The 14,708-nt window shown below is 72.0% G+C and carries 13 protein-coding genes; 10 read left to right on the plus strand and 3 right to left on the minus strand.

Annotated elements, in window-relative coordinates; translation table 11 throughout:
• Nucleotides 1–101: 101 nt before the first annotated feature.
• Together ACFPZN_RS13280 and ACFPZN_RS13285 are read right to left on the minus strand one after the other, a co-directional pair.
• Nucleotides 102–1,073, minus strand: coding sequence for an alpha/beta hydrolase (locus ACFPZN_RS13280; protein ID WP_378282209.1), 972 nt, complete (start codon nucleotides 1,071–1,073; stop codon nucleotides 102–104).
• A gap of 255 nt (nucleotides 1,074–1,328) precedes the next feature.
• The gene (locus ACFPZN_RS13285) at nucleotides 1,329–2,369 is read right to left on the minus strand and encodes a helix-turn-helix domain-containing protein (RefSeq protein ID WP_378282210.1); all 1,041 of its coding nucleotides are present in this window, start codon (nucleotides 2,367–2,369) and stop codon (nucleotides 1,329–1,331) included.
• 185 nt (nucleotides 2,370–2,554) lie between these two features.
• On the opposite strand from ACFPZN_RS13285, the gene ACFPZN_RS13290 reads away from it, so the two are divergent.
• The 10 genes from ACFPZN_RS13290 (at nucleotide 2,555) to ACFPZN_RS13335 (ending at nucleotide 13,688) form a co-directional block, all read left to right on the plus strand.
• The gene (locus ACFPZN_RS13290) at nucleotides 2,555–3,244 is read left to right on the plus strand and encodes a GntR family transcriptional regulator (RefSeq protein WP_378282211.1); all 690 of its coding nucleotides are present in this window, start codon (nucleotides 2,555–2,557) and stop codon (nucleotides 3,242–3,244) included.
• 88 nt (nucleotides 3,245–3,332) lie between these two features.
• Nucleotides 3,333–4,814 carry an FAD-linked oxidase C-terminal domain-containing protein gene (locus ACFPZN_RS13295; protein WP_378282212.1) on the plus strand — a complete coding sequence of 494 codons (1,482 nt, stop codon included), beginning with the start codon at nucleotides 3,333–3,335 and terminating at the stop codon, nucleotides 4,812–4,814.
• Nucleotides 4,811–5,995 (plus strand): FAD-binding oxidoreductase, encoded by a 1,185-nt coding sequence (locus ACFPZN_RS13300; protein WP_378282213.1) that lies wholly within the window; start codon nucleotides 4,811–4,813, stop codon nucleotides 5,993–5,995. The genes ACFPZN_RS13295 and ACFPZN_RS13300 overlap by 4 nt, the downstream gene beginning before the upstream one ends.
• Entirely contained in the window at nucleotides 5,992–7,344 is a 1,353-nt protein-coding gene (locus ACFPZN_RS13305) for a (Fe-S)-binding protein (protein WP_378282214.1), read from the plus strand. The genes ACFPZN_RS13300 and ACFPZN_RS13305 overlap by 4 nt, the downstream gene beginning before the upstream one ends.
• The gene (locus ACFPZN_RS13310; protein ID WP_378282215.1) at nucleotides 7,341–8,147 is read left to right on the plus strand and encodes a hydroxypyruvate isomerase family protein; all 807 of its coding nucleotides are present in this window, start codon (nucleotides 7,341–7,343) and stop codon (nucleotides 8,145–8,147) included. The genes ACFPZN_RS13305 and ACFPZN_RS13310 overlap by 4 nt, the downstream gene beginning before the upstream one ends.
• The gene (locus ACFPZN_RS13315; protein ID WP_378282216.1) at nucleotides 8,144–9,037 is read left to right on the plus strand and encodes a 2-hydroxy-3-oxopropionate reductase; all 894 of its coding nucleotides are present in this window, start codon (nucleotides 8,144–8,146) and stop codon (nucleotides 9,035–9,037) included. Before ACFPZN_RS13310 ends, ACFPZN_RS13315 begins: the two co-directional genes overlap by 4 nt.
• Nucleotides 9,038–9,057: 20 nt before the next feature.
• Nucleotides 9,058–10,827: a glyoxylate carboligase gene (gene gcl, locus ACFPZN_RS13320; RefSeq protein ID WP_378282217.1), complete on the plus strand. Its 1,770-nt coding sequence runs from the start codon at nucleotides 9,058–9,060 to the stop codon at nucleotides 10,825–10,827.
• 480 nt (nucleotides 10,828–11,307) lie between these two features.
• Complete coding sequence (locus ACFPZN_RS13325; RefSeq protein ID WP_378282218.1) at nucleotides 11,308–11,430, plus strand: hypothetical protein; 123 nt, start codon at nucleotides 11,308–11,310, stop codon at nucleotides 11,428–11,430.
• On the plus strand, nucleotides 11,423–13,030 hold the full coding sequence (locus tag ACFPZN_RS13330) for an ABC-F family ATP-binding cassette domain-containing protein (protein ID WP_378282219.1): 1,608 nt from the start codon (nucleotides 11,423–11,425) through the stop codon (nucleotides 13,028–13,030). Before ACFPZN_RS13325 ends, ACFPZN_RS13330 begins: the two co-directional genes overlap by 8 nt.
• A gap of 313 nt (nucleotides 13,031–13,343) precedes the next feature.
• Nucleotides 13,344–13,688, plus strand: coding sequence for a hypothetical protein (locus ACFPZN_RS13335; RefSeq protein ID WP_378282220.1), 345 nt, complete (start codon nucleotides 13,344–13,346; stop codon nucleotides 13,686–13,688).
• Between the two features lie 390 nt (nucleotides 13,689–14,078).
• On the opposite strand, the gene ACFPZN_RS13340 is transcribed toward ACFPZN_RS13335, so the two are convergent.
• Entirely contained in the window at nucleotides 14,079–14,321 is a 243-nt protein-coding gene (locus ACFPZN_RS13340; RefSeq protein ID WP_378282221.1) for a hypothetical protein, read from the minus strand.
• Nucleotides 14,322–14,708: the final 387 nt, after the last annotated feature.

Genomic DNA, 14,708 nt, shown 5'->3' on the forward strand with positions numbered 1-14,708 from the left:
CGATCCCCGCGCGGGAGCGGTTTCGGCACCCGGCCACGTCATCGCTGATCAGCGCTCTGCGCGCGCGGGACGCGACATCCGGCTCCGGGGCGGCGGCGGGGTCACTCGGCGAGTACGCGGCGTAGCCAGTTGAGCCTGGCCGCGCGGGCCTCGCGCGACATCGGGGCCTCGGGGATGATGTTGTCGAAGCCGTGGCAGCCGCCGGGCCAGATGTGCAACTCGGCCTGACCGCCCGCCTGCCAGAGGCGCGAGGCGTAGTCGACGGACTCGTCGCGGAAGGTCTCGACCGATCCGGCCTCGATGAAGGCCGTCGGCAGTCCGGACAGATCGGTGGCGCGGGCAGGCGCCGCGTAGGGGGAGACGCCGGGCCCTGCGACGGCGGGACCGAGCAGGGCGGACCAGCCGGTGGAGTTGGAGACGCTGTCCCAGACGCCTTCACCGACGAGTTCGGTGCTCGACGGGGTGATGGCGCGGTCGTCGATCATCGGGCAGATCAGCATCTGCGCGCTCAGGCGAGGGCCTCCCCGGTCTCGGGCGATCAAGGCCGTGGCGGCGGCGAGGCCGCCTCCGGCGCTGCCCCCGGCGACCAGCAGCCGGTCCCGGTCGATCCCGAGTTCGCCGAGGTGCTCGCCGACCCATCGGAGCCCGGCGTAGCAGTCCTCGACGGCCGCGGGGTAGGGATGTTCCGGGGCGAGCCGGTAGTCGACGCTGACCACCACCATCGGGACCGCCTCCATCCACTCCAGCGGCCAGTCGATACCGGCGCGGTTACCGCCGGCGATCATCCCGCCGCCGTGGATGAAGTACATGCCCGGCAGCGGGATCTCGGGGTCGGTGCCCTTGGGACGCATGACGAGCAGTGCCACGTCCGGGTCGCCCGCCCGTCCGGGCACCAGATGCTCCTCGGCGTCCACCTGCTCCCGGATCTTCTCCAGGCTCATCGTGTGGCCCGCCTCGGTCATCTCGCGCAGTCGTCCGATCAGGACCGGAGTCACGGACGACGGCAGGATCTCGTTGACCGCCACCAGGGCCGCGGCTACTTCGGGATCGAACGGGGGGTGGGTCCTCGTCATGGCAACTCCTCGTCGGGGTTGTGGCTGACGCTAAGGCTCCCGGTGGGTGAGCCGTAGCCGTCGCCCGGCGGTTGTTCTCCGCCAAACGGCGGGTCGACGGCGGGGCGGCGCCAGAGCCGGTGACGACCGGTTTCGACCGCGCTCGCGCGGTCTGACCTGGAATTATAGGCAGCGCCTGGCCCTGCGGGCGGATGGCGGCACGATCGAGCCATCGCCGCCCCGGCGCCAGAAGGCGCACCACACGGCGTTCGAGGACTACCAGCGGTTGCGGCGCAGTCGCCGCAGGGCCAGGGCGATGGTCAGCCGCGTCCGTCCGTGGGGGGTGACGACCGAGTAGCCCAGCGCCTGATCGAGTAGCTCCACCCGGCTCTGAAGCGTGGAGTGGTGCACGTGGAGCGCGACCGCCGCGCCCCGAAGACTGGATTCGGTCGTCACGGCGGTGAGGGTCGCGAGCGCCCACCCGTGCGCTGACAGGACACGGTCGAGAAGGGTCACTTCGGCGATCGCGGCCGGTGAGTCGCAACCGTCCGCGAGCGCCAGCATCCCGCCCAATACGGACGCCTCGACGTGCGACGGCCCGGGTTCGTCCGCGTCGGCGCCGGCGAACCGGAGAGCCAGCCGTGCCTGGCGGTAGGAGAAGGGAAGATCCCGCAGCTCGACGGACGGACCTGTCGCGGAGCGACGCGCGAGCGGTTCGCCGCTCCGCCCGGCCGGCTCGATCGTGACGTCGAGATCACCGAGCCGTGCCGTGAGGGCCTGTTCCCGCCCGCACGGGCCGCCGACGCCGACCCTCACGGCGAACGACCCGTCCAGCGGCAGTCCGAGGCGGCGGGCCGCGGTGAGGCGGGTGCTCTCGTCGACGGCCGCGTCCACCACGAGCTCGACCGAGGCGGGGTCGAACGCCGGTGCGCCCGACCGGGTGCGGTCCAGGACGATCCGGACCGTGGCGGCAAGACGATCGATGAGGATCGTGTCGAACTCCCTCCGTTCCCTGGCCACGGAGTCATCGCCCGGCCGCTCCAGCCACACGACGGCATCGTCCTGGTGGGCTGACAGCGGTCTCATGATGCCTGTGGGCTCGCCGTCAGCCCGCCGTCCGTCCGGAAGTACCCGTACCCGGAGGCGGTACCCGGGGTGGACCATGCCGGTAGGGCAGCCCGCGAGCACCGCGGCGGCACGGATCGTCGCCTCCAGGCCGGCGCGCGCCTCGACGAGCGCGTCGAAGTGAGCGATCACCTGCAGCGCGGCACCGGCACCTGGATCCACCGAACGCAGTCGTCCGGCCAGTTCGCGCACTCGGGACCCCCTCCCGTCACATCCACCTCACGACCGGGCGTCCAGCCGGTGAAGGTGCGCCGATGGTACACATCGGCCACACGCGATGAGAAGAAGCGGCGGACGGTCCGCAGCGGGGCCGCCATCCGCGATGACCGGTACAGTCGCCACGACGATGTCGAGTTTCGAGACGGAAGCAGGACGGCATGCCCGCGGGACGGCAAGGCGCGAGCGACCGCGCCTACGACTACGTCAAGACCCGGGTCATGACGGGCGCGTTCCCGGGGGGCGAGCTCATCAGCGAGGGTGAGGTCGCCACCGCGCTGGGCATGTCCCGCACACCGGTGCGGGAGAGCTTCATCCGGCTGGAGGCCGAAGGCTTCCTGCGGCTCTACCCGCAGCGCGGGGCGCTGGTCGTTCCCGTGTCGCCGGCCGAGATGCGCTCGGTGATGGAGGCGCGCCTGGTCTGTGAGCGGTTCGCCGTCGAGAAGGTGATCCGGCTCGGTGGGGCGGCCCGCGCCGGGGTGGCGGACAAGCTCGGGGACCACCTCGACCAGCAGCGGGCCATGAGCGATGCCGGCCGGATGGAGGAGTTCTTCCAGTCGGATCGGATCTTCCACACGGAACTGCTCGAGGCCGCCGACAACACCTTCCTCGGCGGGCTCTACGCCTCGCTGCGCGACCGGCAGGTCCGCATGGTCCACGAGTCGGCCGCGCGCGACCCGCGACGGGTCGCCACCATCCTCATCGAACACGCGCGGATCGCCGACGCGGTGCGCGACGGCGACACGGCCGCCGCCCTCGAGGCCGTGCGCGTCCATCTCATGGGCACCGTGTCGGCGCTGGGCATGGGCATGGAGCCCGCCTCGGCCCTGGCCATCGACCCGGCCACCTGACCCGAATCCTCTCCGCACCCGTCTTGCCGAAGTGGTGCGGGTGGGGCTATCGTCCGCACACAACTTGTATCTCAGTCGCATGCAAATCATGTCTGAGCAGCTTCCCGAGGTGGAGGTGGATGCCGTGCCCCTGGCGTTGGCCGAGTTCCGCGAGGCGATCGGCGCCGACGCGGTCCTCGACGACCCGCTCGCGCTGCGGTCCTATGAATGCGACGGCCTGACCGGGTACCGGGTCGTGCCGTCACTGGTGCTGCTGCCGCGCACGACGCGGGAGGTGGCCGCCGCCGTGCGGATCTGCGCCCGCCACCGCATCCCGTTCGTCGCCCGGGGCGCCGGCACCGGGTTGTCCGGCGGGGCCCTGCCGACGGAGGACGGGGTGGTGATCTCGTTGCAGCGGCTGCGCGCGGTGCGCGAGGTCGACCCGGTGAACCGGCGCGCCGTGGTCGAGCCGGGTGTCACCAACCTCGACATCACACGTGCCGCCGCGCCGCACGGGCTCTACTTCGCGCCCGACCCGTCGAGCCAGCAGGTGTGCACGATCGGTGGCAACGTCGCGGAGAACTCCGGCGGCGCCCACTGCCTGAAGTACGGCTTCACCGTGCATCACGTGCAGGCGATCGAGGTCGTCCTGCCCGACGGCGCGATCACCACGCTCGGCGGCGACTCCGCCGACCAGCCCGGTTATGACCTGCTGGGCGCGTTCATCGGATCGGAGGGCACGCTCGGAATCGCCACGGCGATCACCGTGCGGCTGCTGGCCCGTCCGGCGGCGGTACGGACCGTCGTGGCCGACTTCCCGACCACCGGGCAGGCGGGGGACACGGTCACGGCGATCATCGCCGCCGGGATCGTCCCGGCGGCGGTGGAGATGATGGACACGCTCGCGATCGAGGCGGTGGAGATCGCCGTCGCGGCCGGCTACACCCGGGGGGTCGCGGCCGCGCTGATCGTCGAGCTGGACGGCCCCGCCGACGACGTCGACGCGCAGTTCACCCGGGTGCGGGAGCTGTGCCGCGCGCACGGCGCCGCGAAGCTGCGCGTCGCGGAGTCTCCGGAAGAGCGCGCGGCGATCTGGAAGGGCCGCAAGGCGGCCTTCGCCGCTGTCGGCCGGATCAGTTCCGACTACTTCGTGCAGGACGGTGTCGTGCCGCGCACCCGGATCACCGAGGCCCTGACCCGGATCGGGGAGCTCGCCGACGAGGCCGGGCTGCGGGTGGCCAATGTCTTCCACGCCGGCGACGGGAACCTGCACCCGCTCGTCCTCTACAGCGAGGCCGCCGGCGAGCACGACCGAGCCGAACACCTCGCGTCCTCGATCGCGGAGCTGTGCGTCGACCTGGGCGGATCCTTGTCGGGCGAGCACGGGATCGGCGCCGACAAGGTTTGCTCGATGCCCCGGCAGTTCACCGCCGACGACCTGGCGGCCATGTCCGCCCTGCGGTCGGCGTTCGATCCGGAGGGGATCTGCAACCCCGGCAAGCTGCTGCCGACGCCGCGGCTCTGCGGGGAGAAGCCCGGCGTGTACAAGCCGCACCCGCTTGAGGCGGCCGGCCTGCTGGAGCGGCTGTGAGCGCCGCCTTCGCGACCCCGGCCACGACGCTGCGCCCCACGAGCCTGCGAGAGCTGCGCGACGCCGTCGCCGACAGCGCCGGCTCCCACCCCCGGCTGCTCGTCGCGGGCACCGGGTCGGCGGCCGACTGGGGCGGTGTGCCGGAGCCCGCCGACGCCCTGCTCGACATGACCGCGATGACGGGGGTGCTCGCGCACAACCCGGCCGACATGACCATGGCCCTCCGGGCCGGTACGCCGCTGAGCGACCTGCGGGCGCGGCTCGCCCCGCACGGCCAGCGGGTCGCGTTCGATCCGGCCCGCGACGGCGCCACGGTGGGCGGCCTGCTCGCCACCGGCGACGGCGGGCCCGCCCGGCAGACGTACGGGATCCTGCGCGACCTCGTCATCGGGATCACGGTCGTGCTCGCCGACGGCACCGTGGCGAGTTCCGGCGGCCATGTGATCAAGAACGTCGCGGGCTACGACATGGCCAAACTGTTCCACGGCTCGCTCGGCACGCTCGGCGTGGTCGCCGAGGTGGTGGTGAGGCTGCACCCGGTGCCGGAGTCCGACGTGACCGTCGCGGTGCCGGTCGACCTGGCCGAAGCGGCCGTGACGGCGTCACGGATCGTCGCCGGCGGGGTGGAGCCCGCAGCGCTCGAATGGTGTCAGGGCCGTCTCCTGGTGCGGCTGGAGGGCGCGGCCGGGGGTCCCCGCGAACGCGCCGCCGCCGTCCGCGCTCTGGCGGGTGCCGGCGAGGTCGTCGATGACGACGCGTGGCGGGAGGTCGCGCGCATAGCACTGGGCGACCCCGGCGACACCGTGCTCCGGTTCGGAGCCCTTCCCACGGTCGCGGTGGAGCTGGCCGGGGAGGCGAAGCGGATCGGGGTCGCCCACGGCGTCGACGTCGCGGTGGCGGGGTCGGTGGGCGTCGGGGTTCACACGGTCCGGCTGCGGGGCGGGGAGGCGGGCGCACACGCCGCCGTGCTCGATGCGATCCGTACCGCTGTGCATTCCCGCGACGGCGCCGCATCGGTGCGACGCCGCGACGGGCTGACCGCCGACGTGCCCGCCTGGGGTCCGCCGCCTCCAGCGGTCGGGGTCATGCGCGCGGTCAAGCAGCGGTTCGACCCGGACGGGCGGTTCGGTGCGGGTCGCTTCGCCCCCTGGTTCCCCGCCCTGGAAGGAGCATCGCCATGACAGCGGAGAGCACCACCGGAGGGGCGGCGGGCGGCGATGACGCGCCGGGCTCGTTCGACCTGCGGCACCCGCCACGGCGTGACCTGCTCGACGACTGCGTCCATTGCGGGTTCTGCCTGCCCACCTGCCCGACCTACCAGGTCACGGGCGAGGAGATGGAGTCCCCGCGGGGACGGATTCACCTGATGGATCTCGCCGCGCGCGGCGAGATCGGCCTCGACGAGGCGTTCGGCGCCCATATCGACTCCTGCCTGGGCTGCCTGGCCTGCGTCACCGCGTGCCCGTCCGGCGTCCGGTACGACAAGCTCATCGAATCGGTGCGCCCGCAAGTGGAGCGGAATGTTCCGCGACCCCGGCTCGACCGGCTCTTCCGTGCGCTGATCTTCGCGGTCATGCCCTACCCGCGGCGCCTGCGGCTGGCCGCCCTCGGCGGGCTCCTCTACCGGAGGCTCGGCCTGCGGGCGCTGGCGCACCGATCCGGGATCATCAGGGTGCTGCCGCCGCGCCTGCGGGCGGCCGAGGCGCTGCTCCCACCGGTCACCGTACGCGGGCTGTTCGCCCGTACCGCCGCGTTCACGCCGGCCGTCGGCGCGTGCCGGATGCGTGTCGGCCTGCTCGCCGGATGCGCACAGCGCGTCTTCTTCGGTGACGTCAACGCGGCCACCGTACGTGTGCTGGCCGCCGAGGGATGCGACGTGACCGTGCCGCCCGGCGCTCAGTGCTGCGGGGCGCTGTCGGTGCACGCCGGTCACGAGGACGACGGGCTCGCCCGCGCCCGCGCCACGATCGCCCTCTTCGAGCGGTACGAGCTCGACGCCGTCGTCGCGAACGTGGCCGGCTGCGGCTCCACGCTGAAGGAGTACGGCGATCTGCTGCGCGACGACCCGGAATGGGCGGGGCGAGCCGCCGCGTTCTCCGCGCGGGTCCGTGACGTCAGCGAGGTGCTCGCCGAGCTTCCGCCACGGGCGCCACGGCATCCGGTCCGCGCACGCGTCGCCTACCACGACGCCTGTCACCTGGCCAACGCCCAGGGCATCCGCCGCCAGCCCCGTGAAGTGCTCGCGACCGTCCCCGGCCTGGAGGTGCACGACATCGCCGAGGCGGAGCTGTGCTGCGGTTCGGCGGGCATCTACAACCTCGTTCAGCCCGAGACCGCCGAGGATCTCGGCCGCCGGAAGGCGGCGAACCTGGAGGCCGTGAAGCCGGATGTCGTCGCCACCTCCAACGCGGGCTGCCTGTTGCAGATCCGCCGCCACCTCGACGCCGGCGTGCCCGTCGTCCACCCGGTTCAACTGCTCGACGCCTCGATCCGTGGCGTGGAGCCCGTTTCGAAGGGAGAGCTCGCATGAGACCCCGCTACACCGTCAACTGCTCGCTGCTGTTCACCGACCTCCCGCTGCTGGAGCGGCTGGCCGCCGCCGGGTCGGCCGGCTTCGACGCCGTCGAGTTCTGGTGGCCGTTCGCCGAGGCCGTGCCGGGCGACCGGGAGGTGGACGCCTTCGCGGCGGCGGTCATCGACGCGGGCGTGACCCTGACCGGGCTGAACTTCTTCGCCGGGGACATGCCCGGCGGTGACCGGGGCGTGGTGTCCTGGCCCGGACGCGCCGTCGAGTTCCGCGACAACATCGACGTCGCCGTGGGGCTGGGGGGACGCCTGGGCACCACCGGCTTCAACGCGCTCTACGGCAACCGCATCGACGGCGCCGATCCCCGCGAGCAGGATGAACTGGCCGTCGAGAACCTCGCGCTCGCCTCCGCCGCCGCGGCGCGGACAGGCGCGCGGGTGCTTCTCGAGCCGATCAGCGGGGCCGAACGCTACCCACTGCGCACACTCGGCGACGCCCACGACGTGCTCCTGCGCACCGACGCGGCCGGCGCCGCGCACGTCGCGCTGCTGGCCGACCTCTACCACCTGTCGGTCAACGGCGACGACGTGGACAAGGCGATCACCAGGCACCTCGACCGCATCGGCCACGTCCAGATCGCCGATGCCCCCGGCCGCGGCGAACCCGGCACCGGTGAGCTGCCGCTCATCACGTGGATCGCCGACCTGAACCGGCTGGGCTTCACCGGTCACATCGGCCTGGAGTACAAACCCGCCACCGCCGACCCGTTCGGCTGGCTACCCCCGTCAGAGCGGAGCAGCGCATGACCACCGTCGGATTCATCGGACTCGGGATCATGGGCGGCCCGATGGCCGCCAACCTCGTCGACGCCGGATTCGACGTCGTCGGCCACAACCGCGGCCGCGCCGCCGTCGACGCCCTGGTCGCCAGGGGCGGGCGCGCCGCCGGCACCGTGGCGGGCGCCGTCCGCGACGCCGACATCCTGATCACCATGCTGCCCGACTCGCCCGATGTCGAGGCGGTCGTCCTCGGGAACGACGGGGTGCTGGAGCACGCGAGGCCCGGCCTGCTGCTCATCGACATGAGCACCATCCGTCCCGACGTCGCCCGCGCGCTGTCCGCCGCGGGCGCGGACGCGGGCGTCCGGGTGCTCGACGCACCCGTGAGCGGCGGCGAACCGGCCGCTGTCGAGGGCAGCCTGTCGATCATGGTCGGCGGGGACACGGCCGACGTCGAGGCCGCCCGGCCGGTGCTCGAGACCCTCGGGCAGACGATCGTGCACGTCGGTCCGGCCGGGGCCGGGCAGACCGTCAAGGCCGCCAACCAGCTCATGGTCGCGGGCAACATCCAGCTGCTCGCCGAGGCGATCGTCTTCCTCGACGCGCACGGCGTCGACGCCGAGGCCGCCATCAAGGTCCTGGGCGGCGGCCTGGCGGGCAGCACCGTACTGAACCGGAAGGCCGCCGGGATGCTGCGCCGTGAGTACACCCCGGGCTTCCGGCTCGCCCTGCACCACAAAGACCTCGGGATCGTCTCGGCCGCCGCACGCGAAGCAGGGGTCGTCACGCCGCTCGGCGCCGTCGTCGCCCAGCTGGTGGCCGCGATGGTGGCGCGCGGTGACGGCGGTCTCGACCACTCCGGCCTGCTCAAGCTGACCGAAGAACTCGCCGGGCGCCCCGGCACCCCCCGAACCTGAACCACTCCGAGGAGAGACCGATGGCTCGCATGACCGCCGTCGACGCCGCCGTCGCCATACTCCGGCGTGAGGGCATCACCCACCTGTTCGGCCTGCCCGGCGCCGCGATCAACCCTTTCTACGCCGCCGTGCGCCGCGACGGCGAGCTCACCCACATCCTCGCCCGTCACGTCGAGGGGGCCTCGCACATGGCCGAGGGCTACACGCGAACGGCGCCGGGCAACATCGGTGTCTGCGTCGGCACCTCCGGGCCCGCCGGCACCGACATGATCACCGGCCTCTACTCGGCCGGCGCCGACTCCGTCCCGATCCTGGCGATCACCGGCCAGGCGCCGGTGGCGAAGCTGCGGAAGGAGGACTTCCAGGCCGTCGACATCGCGTCGATCGCCGCGCCCGTGACCAAGTGGGCGGTGACGGTCATGGAGGCGGCGCAGGTGCCGGGTACGCTGCAGAAGGCGTTCCAGATCATGCGATCGGGCCGGCCGGGCCCGGTGCTGGTCGACCTGCCCCTCGACGTCCAGCTCACCGAGATCGAGTTCGATCCCGACACCTACGAACCGCTGCCGATCGCCCGGCCGAAGGCCACCCGCGCCCAGGCCGAGAAGGCACTGGACCTGCTGGAGCGGGCCGAGCGGCCGATCCTGGTGGCCGGCGGCGGCATCGTCAACGCCGACGCCGCCGATCTACTCGTCGAGTTCGCCGAGCTCACCGGCATCCCCGTCGTTCCCACGCTGATGGGCTGGGGCGCCATCCCCGACGACCACCGCCTCATGGCCGGCATGGCGGGCCTGCAGACCTCCCATCGCAGCGGCAACGCCACCGTCCTCGCGAGCGACTGCGTGTTCGGCATCGGCAACCGCTGGGCCAATCGGCACACCGGCGACCTCGACGTCTATCGCGAGGGGCGCACCTTCGTGCACATCGACATCGAGCCGACGCAGATCGGCCGCGTGTTCGCACCGGACTACGGCATCGTCTCCGACGCCGGAGCCGCGCTCGAGCAGCTCGTGGCCCGGGCCAGGGACCGGGCGCTGCCCGACCGTACCGCGTGGGCCGCCGAGTGTGCCGAACGCCGGGCGACGATGGAGCGGCGCACGCACTTCGACGACGTGCCGATCAAACCGCAGCGCGTCTATGAGGAGATGAACCGCGCGTTCGGGCGCGACACCCGATACGTCAGCGCGATCGGCCTCTCCCAGATCGCGGCGGCCCAGTTCCTGCACGTCTACCGGCCACGGCACTGGATCAACTGCGGCCAGGCCGGTCCCCTGGGCTGGACGGTCCCCGCGGCGCTCGGCGTCCGCGTCGCCGACCCGGACGCGCCGGTCGTCGCGATCTCCGGCGACTACGACTTCCAGTTCCTCGTCGAGGAACTCGCCGTCGGGGCGCAGTTCAACCTGCCCTACGTGCACGTCCTGGTCAACAACTCCTACCTCGGCCTGATCCGGCAGGCCCAGCGGAACTTCGACATGGACTACTGCGTCCAGCTCGGCTTCGACAACGTCAACTCACCCGAGATGGGCGGGTACGGCGTCGACCACAAGAAGGTGGTCGAGGGCCTGGGCTGCAAGGCGATCCGCGTGCACACGCCCGACGAGCTGCTTCCCGCTCTGAAGGAGGCCGAGAAGCTGATGGCGGAGTACCGGGTGCCGGTGGTGGTCGAGGTGATCCTCGAGCGGATCACCAACATCGCGATGGGCGGACAGGACATCGCGAGCGTCGTCGAGTTCGAGGAGCTCGCCACCGCGCCCGAGCACGCGCCGACCTCGCTCGCCTCCCTCGTGGATTAGCGGAGGCAACGATGCGCGTCCTCGTCGCTCCGGACGCGGCCCGGTCCGCGGCCGCCGGGCCGCTGCCCGATCGCCGACGGAGAGGAGGGCACCCTCGACACGGCCTTCGCGGCGGGTTCACGGCCGACCGCCGAGCGGAACGGCACCGCGGTCATCGAGCTCGCCGCCGCGGCGGGTCTGTCACCGCTGCCCGGCGGACGGCCGGCGGCCCTGGACGCCGGCGCCCGATCGGTCACGCCGACCAGATGATGGGAGCAGCCCCGGTGGCCACATGAGGAGCAGCCGACCGCTGGTATCGTGGCCGGCGATCTCGGGAACAAGGGAGAGCGGGACATGGCAGGTGACGACGACATCTCCGGGTGATACCGGGAAGTGATCGGCCGCCGGCAGGCGAGAGGCCGCCGTGGTCGTTGTGTCGTCGTCCCTTGAACCCCCGCTGGGCGTCCTGGGCACGCCCGCGTCATCCCCGAGGACCACCTCATGTCCGATGCGTTCATCGTCCGCTCGAACCTGTCCTTCTCCTGGCCGTTCACGGTCGGCGTAGTGCTCGGCAACGTCACCCTCCCCAGGCCCTCGACTCCGGCGGCGGTGCCGCATGCCTGAACCAGCGCTACTCGCCCACGATCTGATCCGCACGCTCGGTACGCGACGGGTACTCGACGGCGTCTCCCTCACCGCCGCCCCCGGGCAGCGGATCGGGCTGATCGGAGAGAACGGTGCCGGGAAGTCGACTCTGCTGCGGCTGCTCGCCGGGACCGACGAGCCCGATGCCGGCACCGTCGTACGGCCTCCAGACCTCGGTTTCCTGCGCCAGGAGATGCCGTTCGACGGCGCGTCGACGATCGACGACGTGATCGACGACGCCCTGCGCGGAGCCCGCGAGGACCTCGCCGCCCTGGACAGGCTCACCCGGGCGCTCACCGAGACCCCGCAGGACTCCCCCGGCTACGTCGGCCTTCTCGGCGAGTACGGCGAGCGACTCGACCACGCACAAGCACATGAGGCCTGGGACACCGACCGGCGCGCCGAGATCGTTCTCACCGCGCTCGGTCTGGGCCGGCTGAGCCACGACCGCGCACTCGGGTCCCTGTCCGGCGGGCAGCGCGGCCGGCTCGCCCTGGCCGCGCTCCTGGTACGACGGCCCGCGGCGCTGCTGCTCGACGAACCGACCAACCATCTCGATGACGCCGCCGCGGCCTTCCTGGAGGAGCACCTGCGCGGGCTGCCCGGCGTCGTCGTGGTGGCGAGCCACGACCGGGCGTTCCTCGACGCCGTCTGCACGGACCTGATCGACCTCGATCCCGCGGTGTCCGGCCCGATCCGCTACGGCGGCAACTACACCGACTACCAGGCGGTCAAGCGTGCCGAGCGGGAGCGCTGGCGGAGACGTTTCGCCGAAGAACAGGAGGAACTCGCCGACCTGCGCCGTTCGGTCGCCGTGACCGCGCACCAGGTCGCGCCGGACCGGGAGAAGCGCGACAACGAGAAGATGGGATACGGGCACGCCGGCGGCCGGGTGCAGAAGCAGATCTCGCGGCGGGTACGCAACGCCCACCACCGGCTGGAGCAACTGGAGCGCGACCAGGTCCACGAGCCGCCGGAGCCACTGCGGTTCCGTGCCGCCACGCTCGCCTCCGATTCCCCCGACGGAACCCTCCTGTCGCTGCGCGGTGTCCGGGTACCCGGGCGGCTGACCCTCGACCACCTCGACATCGCGGCCGACGAGCGGCTCCTGATCACCGGAACGAACGGGGCAGGGAAATCGACACTGCTCTCGCTGCTGGCCGGTCGGCTGGAGGCCCGCGGCGAGGTACGGCGGCACCGTGATCTGAGAGTCGGCCTGCTGACCCAGGAAACCGTGTTCGATCGGCCGGCCCGTACCGTACGGGAGACCTACGAACTGGCCCTCGGCACCGAACGCGCCGAGTCCGTGCCGCTGCGGTCCCTCGGCCTCATCGACGTCCGCGATCTCGACAGCCGTGTGCGGGACCTGTCCGTCGGCCAGCGTCGCCGGCTCGCCCTGGCGTTGCTCGTGGCGAACCCGCCGGAGTTGCTGCTGCTCGACGAGCCCACCAACCACCTGTCCCCCCGGCTGTCCGACGAGTTGGAAGAGGCCCTGGGCACGACCTCCGGCGCCGTCGTGGTCGCCAGCCACGACCGGTGGCTGCGCTCCCGCTGGAAAGGCCGCGAGGTGCGCCTGTGAACCGCCGCCGTACACGGCCGGATCCTTTGACACCGTCCGGTCTGTGACCGCCCCAAGGCCCTTAAGTCACGGACTCGTTCCGGACGTGACAGCGCGGTACGACGGTGATCGCGATGACGACGACCGTCGACGATCTGCGTACGAGCATCGGAGCCTCTTCTCGGTGGCCGTTTCGAGGCCGCGGCGGCCGACGGTTCACCCGAGCCTGCGGCGCCGTGGTCGGCTGGGACTGGAGAGCGGGGCGGAGGGTCGCCCCCGTCGCTCGGGCTGGTAAGTTGATCTTGCCCCCCATGTTGTGATCATGGAGGGGTGCATGAGGGAGGACAGGCTCGCCGCCGAGTACGTCGCGGTGGTCGACGACGTTCGCAAAGTGGCTCAGGCGCTCGCTGAGGGCCGGTGGCGCGACGGCGTCAGGGCCGCGCTCGACTTGGCCGCCTCGGCCGAATACCTGGCCGAAGCGGCGTCTGCGGCCGGGGGAGCCGGCGCCTCGCCCACGATGTTGCGCGGTCACGTCATCCAGCAGGTGAACGTGGGCGGCGGCGATCGCGGCGTGCTCGAGGCCCTGGACCCTGGTCTGGCAGGGGTCGACCCAGGCCGAGGTTACGAAGGGCTCGGTCTACCCCCGCAGGTCGTCGCGGGGCTGCCGCCTATGCCCTGAAACCGGTCACTCATCGGTCGCCGAGGAAGACCGACGCGTTCGGAAGGAAAGCATCACGGAATCTCCTCATCGATCTGCGCGGCGGCGCATCGGCAGGGTTCAGGTGGGGCCATGATGCGGACGGGTGGGCGCGGTCTTCTTGGCCGACTGCACCTTTCTCCCAGGTGGTGGTGACGCCCCGGTCGTGGGAGGGCACCTCGATCTCATCACGTGTATGCCCCGCCCCCGATCTCGGCCGGCAACAACGGCCCCGCGCTCGCGGAGACTCACCTTTATACGGCCCTTGGGACAGGGAAAGCCATCGCCATCGATGGCAGCCGAGTCCCCGCCCGTCGACCCGGATCCGGCCGGACGAACATGCAGGAGGCGGGACATTATCGGTTGCACTCCTCAGCCGTTCGAGCGGACGACATCGTATTCGTCGCGTGAATCGACCAGGGCAAGCGCTCCGACAAGCCAGGAGAGCGTTTCGTGGCCTCCGCCGCGAGCCACGTCGGCCAGCAGTTCTTCGGCGTCGGACGGCATGCCGAGCCGTTGCGCCGCCCTCGCCGCCCGATCGTCGACATAGGGTCCGGCCTCGGGCCAGGACATCTGCGCCTCCCGGAGGAAGACCGTGCAACCGGCCTTGTCCATGCCCGGTATCTCCCTCAGCAGACTGCGCAGCCGCTCGGCAGGCCATCTCCGGCGCGCTGTCCCAGCGCCGGGACAGCAGGGCCCGCGTCGCCTCGACGGCGGATTCCGACGGGGCGCCGTCCTCGGCCAGGATCGAGAGCACCAGCAGCCGGAACAGCCCTGCCGCGGTCGCGGTCACCGTGAACCCGGTGACCTCCTGGACGTAACCGCTCGGGTACCGGTCCAGGAGAGTTCGCACCGTCGCCTTGGTCCGCTCATCCATTCGCATAATCACCCCCAGGGGCGCCCGCCCGTACCGTCCCCTCCGCACTCACGCCTGAGTTCACCTGCCGGCCGGGGTTCAGCCAATGGTCGAGCAGCTGTGAGTCCAATTCGGACCGCCCGCCG

Origin of the sequence: Actinomadura rugatobispora, from assembly GCF_042656285.1 — a bacterium.
Classification (GTDB): Bacteria; Actinomycetota; Actinomycetes; order Streptosporangiales; family Streptosporangiaceae; genus Spirillospora; species Spirillospora rugatobispora.

Bases quoted from the DNA above. Each gene is read 5' to 3' on its own strand.
- ACFPZN_RS13310 (WP_378282215.1), top strand. From the start codon at position 7,341: ATGAGACCCCGCTACACCGTCAACTGCTCGCTGCTGTTCACCGACCTC.
- ACFPZN_RS13330 (WP_378282219.1), top strand. From the start codon at position 11,423: ATGCCTGAACCAGCGCTACTCGCCCACGATCTGATCCGCACGCTCGGT.
- ACFPZN_RS13295 (WP_378282212.1), top strand. From the start codon at position 3,333: ATGTCTGAGCAGCTTCCCGAGGTGGAGGTGGATGCCGTGCCCCTGGCG.
- ACFPZN_RS13290 (WP_378282211.1), top strand. From the start codon at position 2,555: ATGCCCGCGGGACGGCAAGGCGCGAGCGACCGCGCCTACGACTACGTC.
- ACFPZN_RS13340 (WP_378282221.1), bottom strand. From the start codon at position 14,321: ATGGACAAGGCCGGTTGCACGGTCTTCCTCCGGGAGGCGCAGATGTCC.
- ACFPZN_RS13280 (WP_378282209.1), bottom strand. From the start codon at position 1,073: ATGACGAGGACCCACCCCCCGTTCGATCCCGAAGTAGCCGCGGCCCTG.
- ACFPZN_RS13335 (WP_378282220.1), top strand. From the start codon at position 13,344: ATGAGGGAGGACAGGCTCGCCGCCGAGTACGTCGCGGTGGTCGACGAC.
- gcl (WP_378282217.1), top strand. From the start codon at position 9,058: ATGGCTCGCATGACCGCCGTCGACGCCGCCGTCGCCATACTCCGGCGT.
- ACFPZN_RS13305 (WP_378282214.1), top strand. From the start codon at position 5,992: ATGACAGCGGAGAGCACCACCGGAGGGGCGGCGGGCGGCGATGACGCG.
- ACFPZN_RS13325 (WP_378282218.1), top strand. From the start codon at position 11,308: ATGTCCGATGCGTTCATCGTCCGCTCGAACCTGTCCTTCTCCTGGCCG.
- ACFPZN_RS13315 (WP_378282216.1), top strand. From the start codon at position 8,144: ATGACCACCGTCGGATTCATCGGACTCGGGATCATGGGCGGCCCGATG.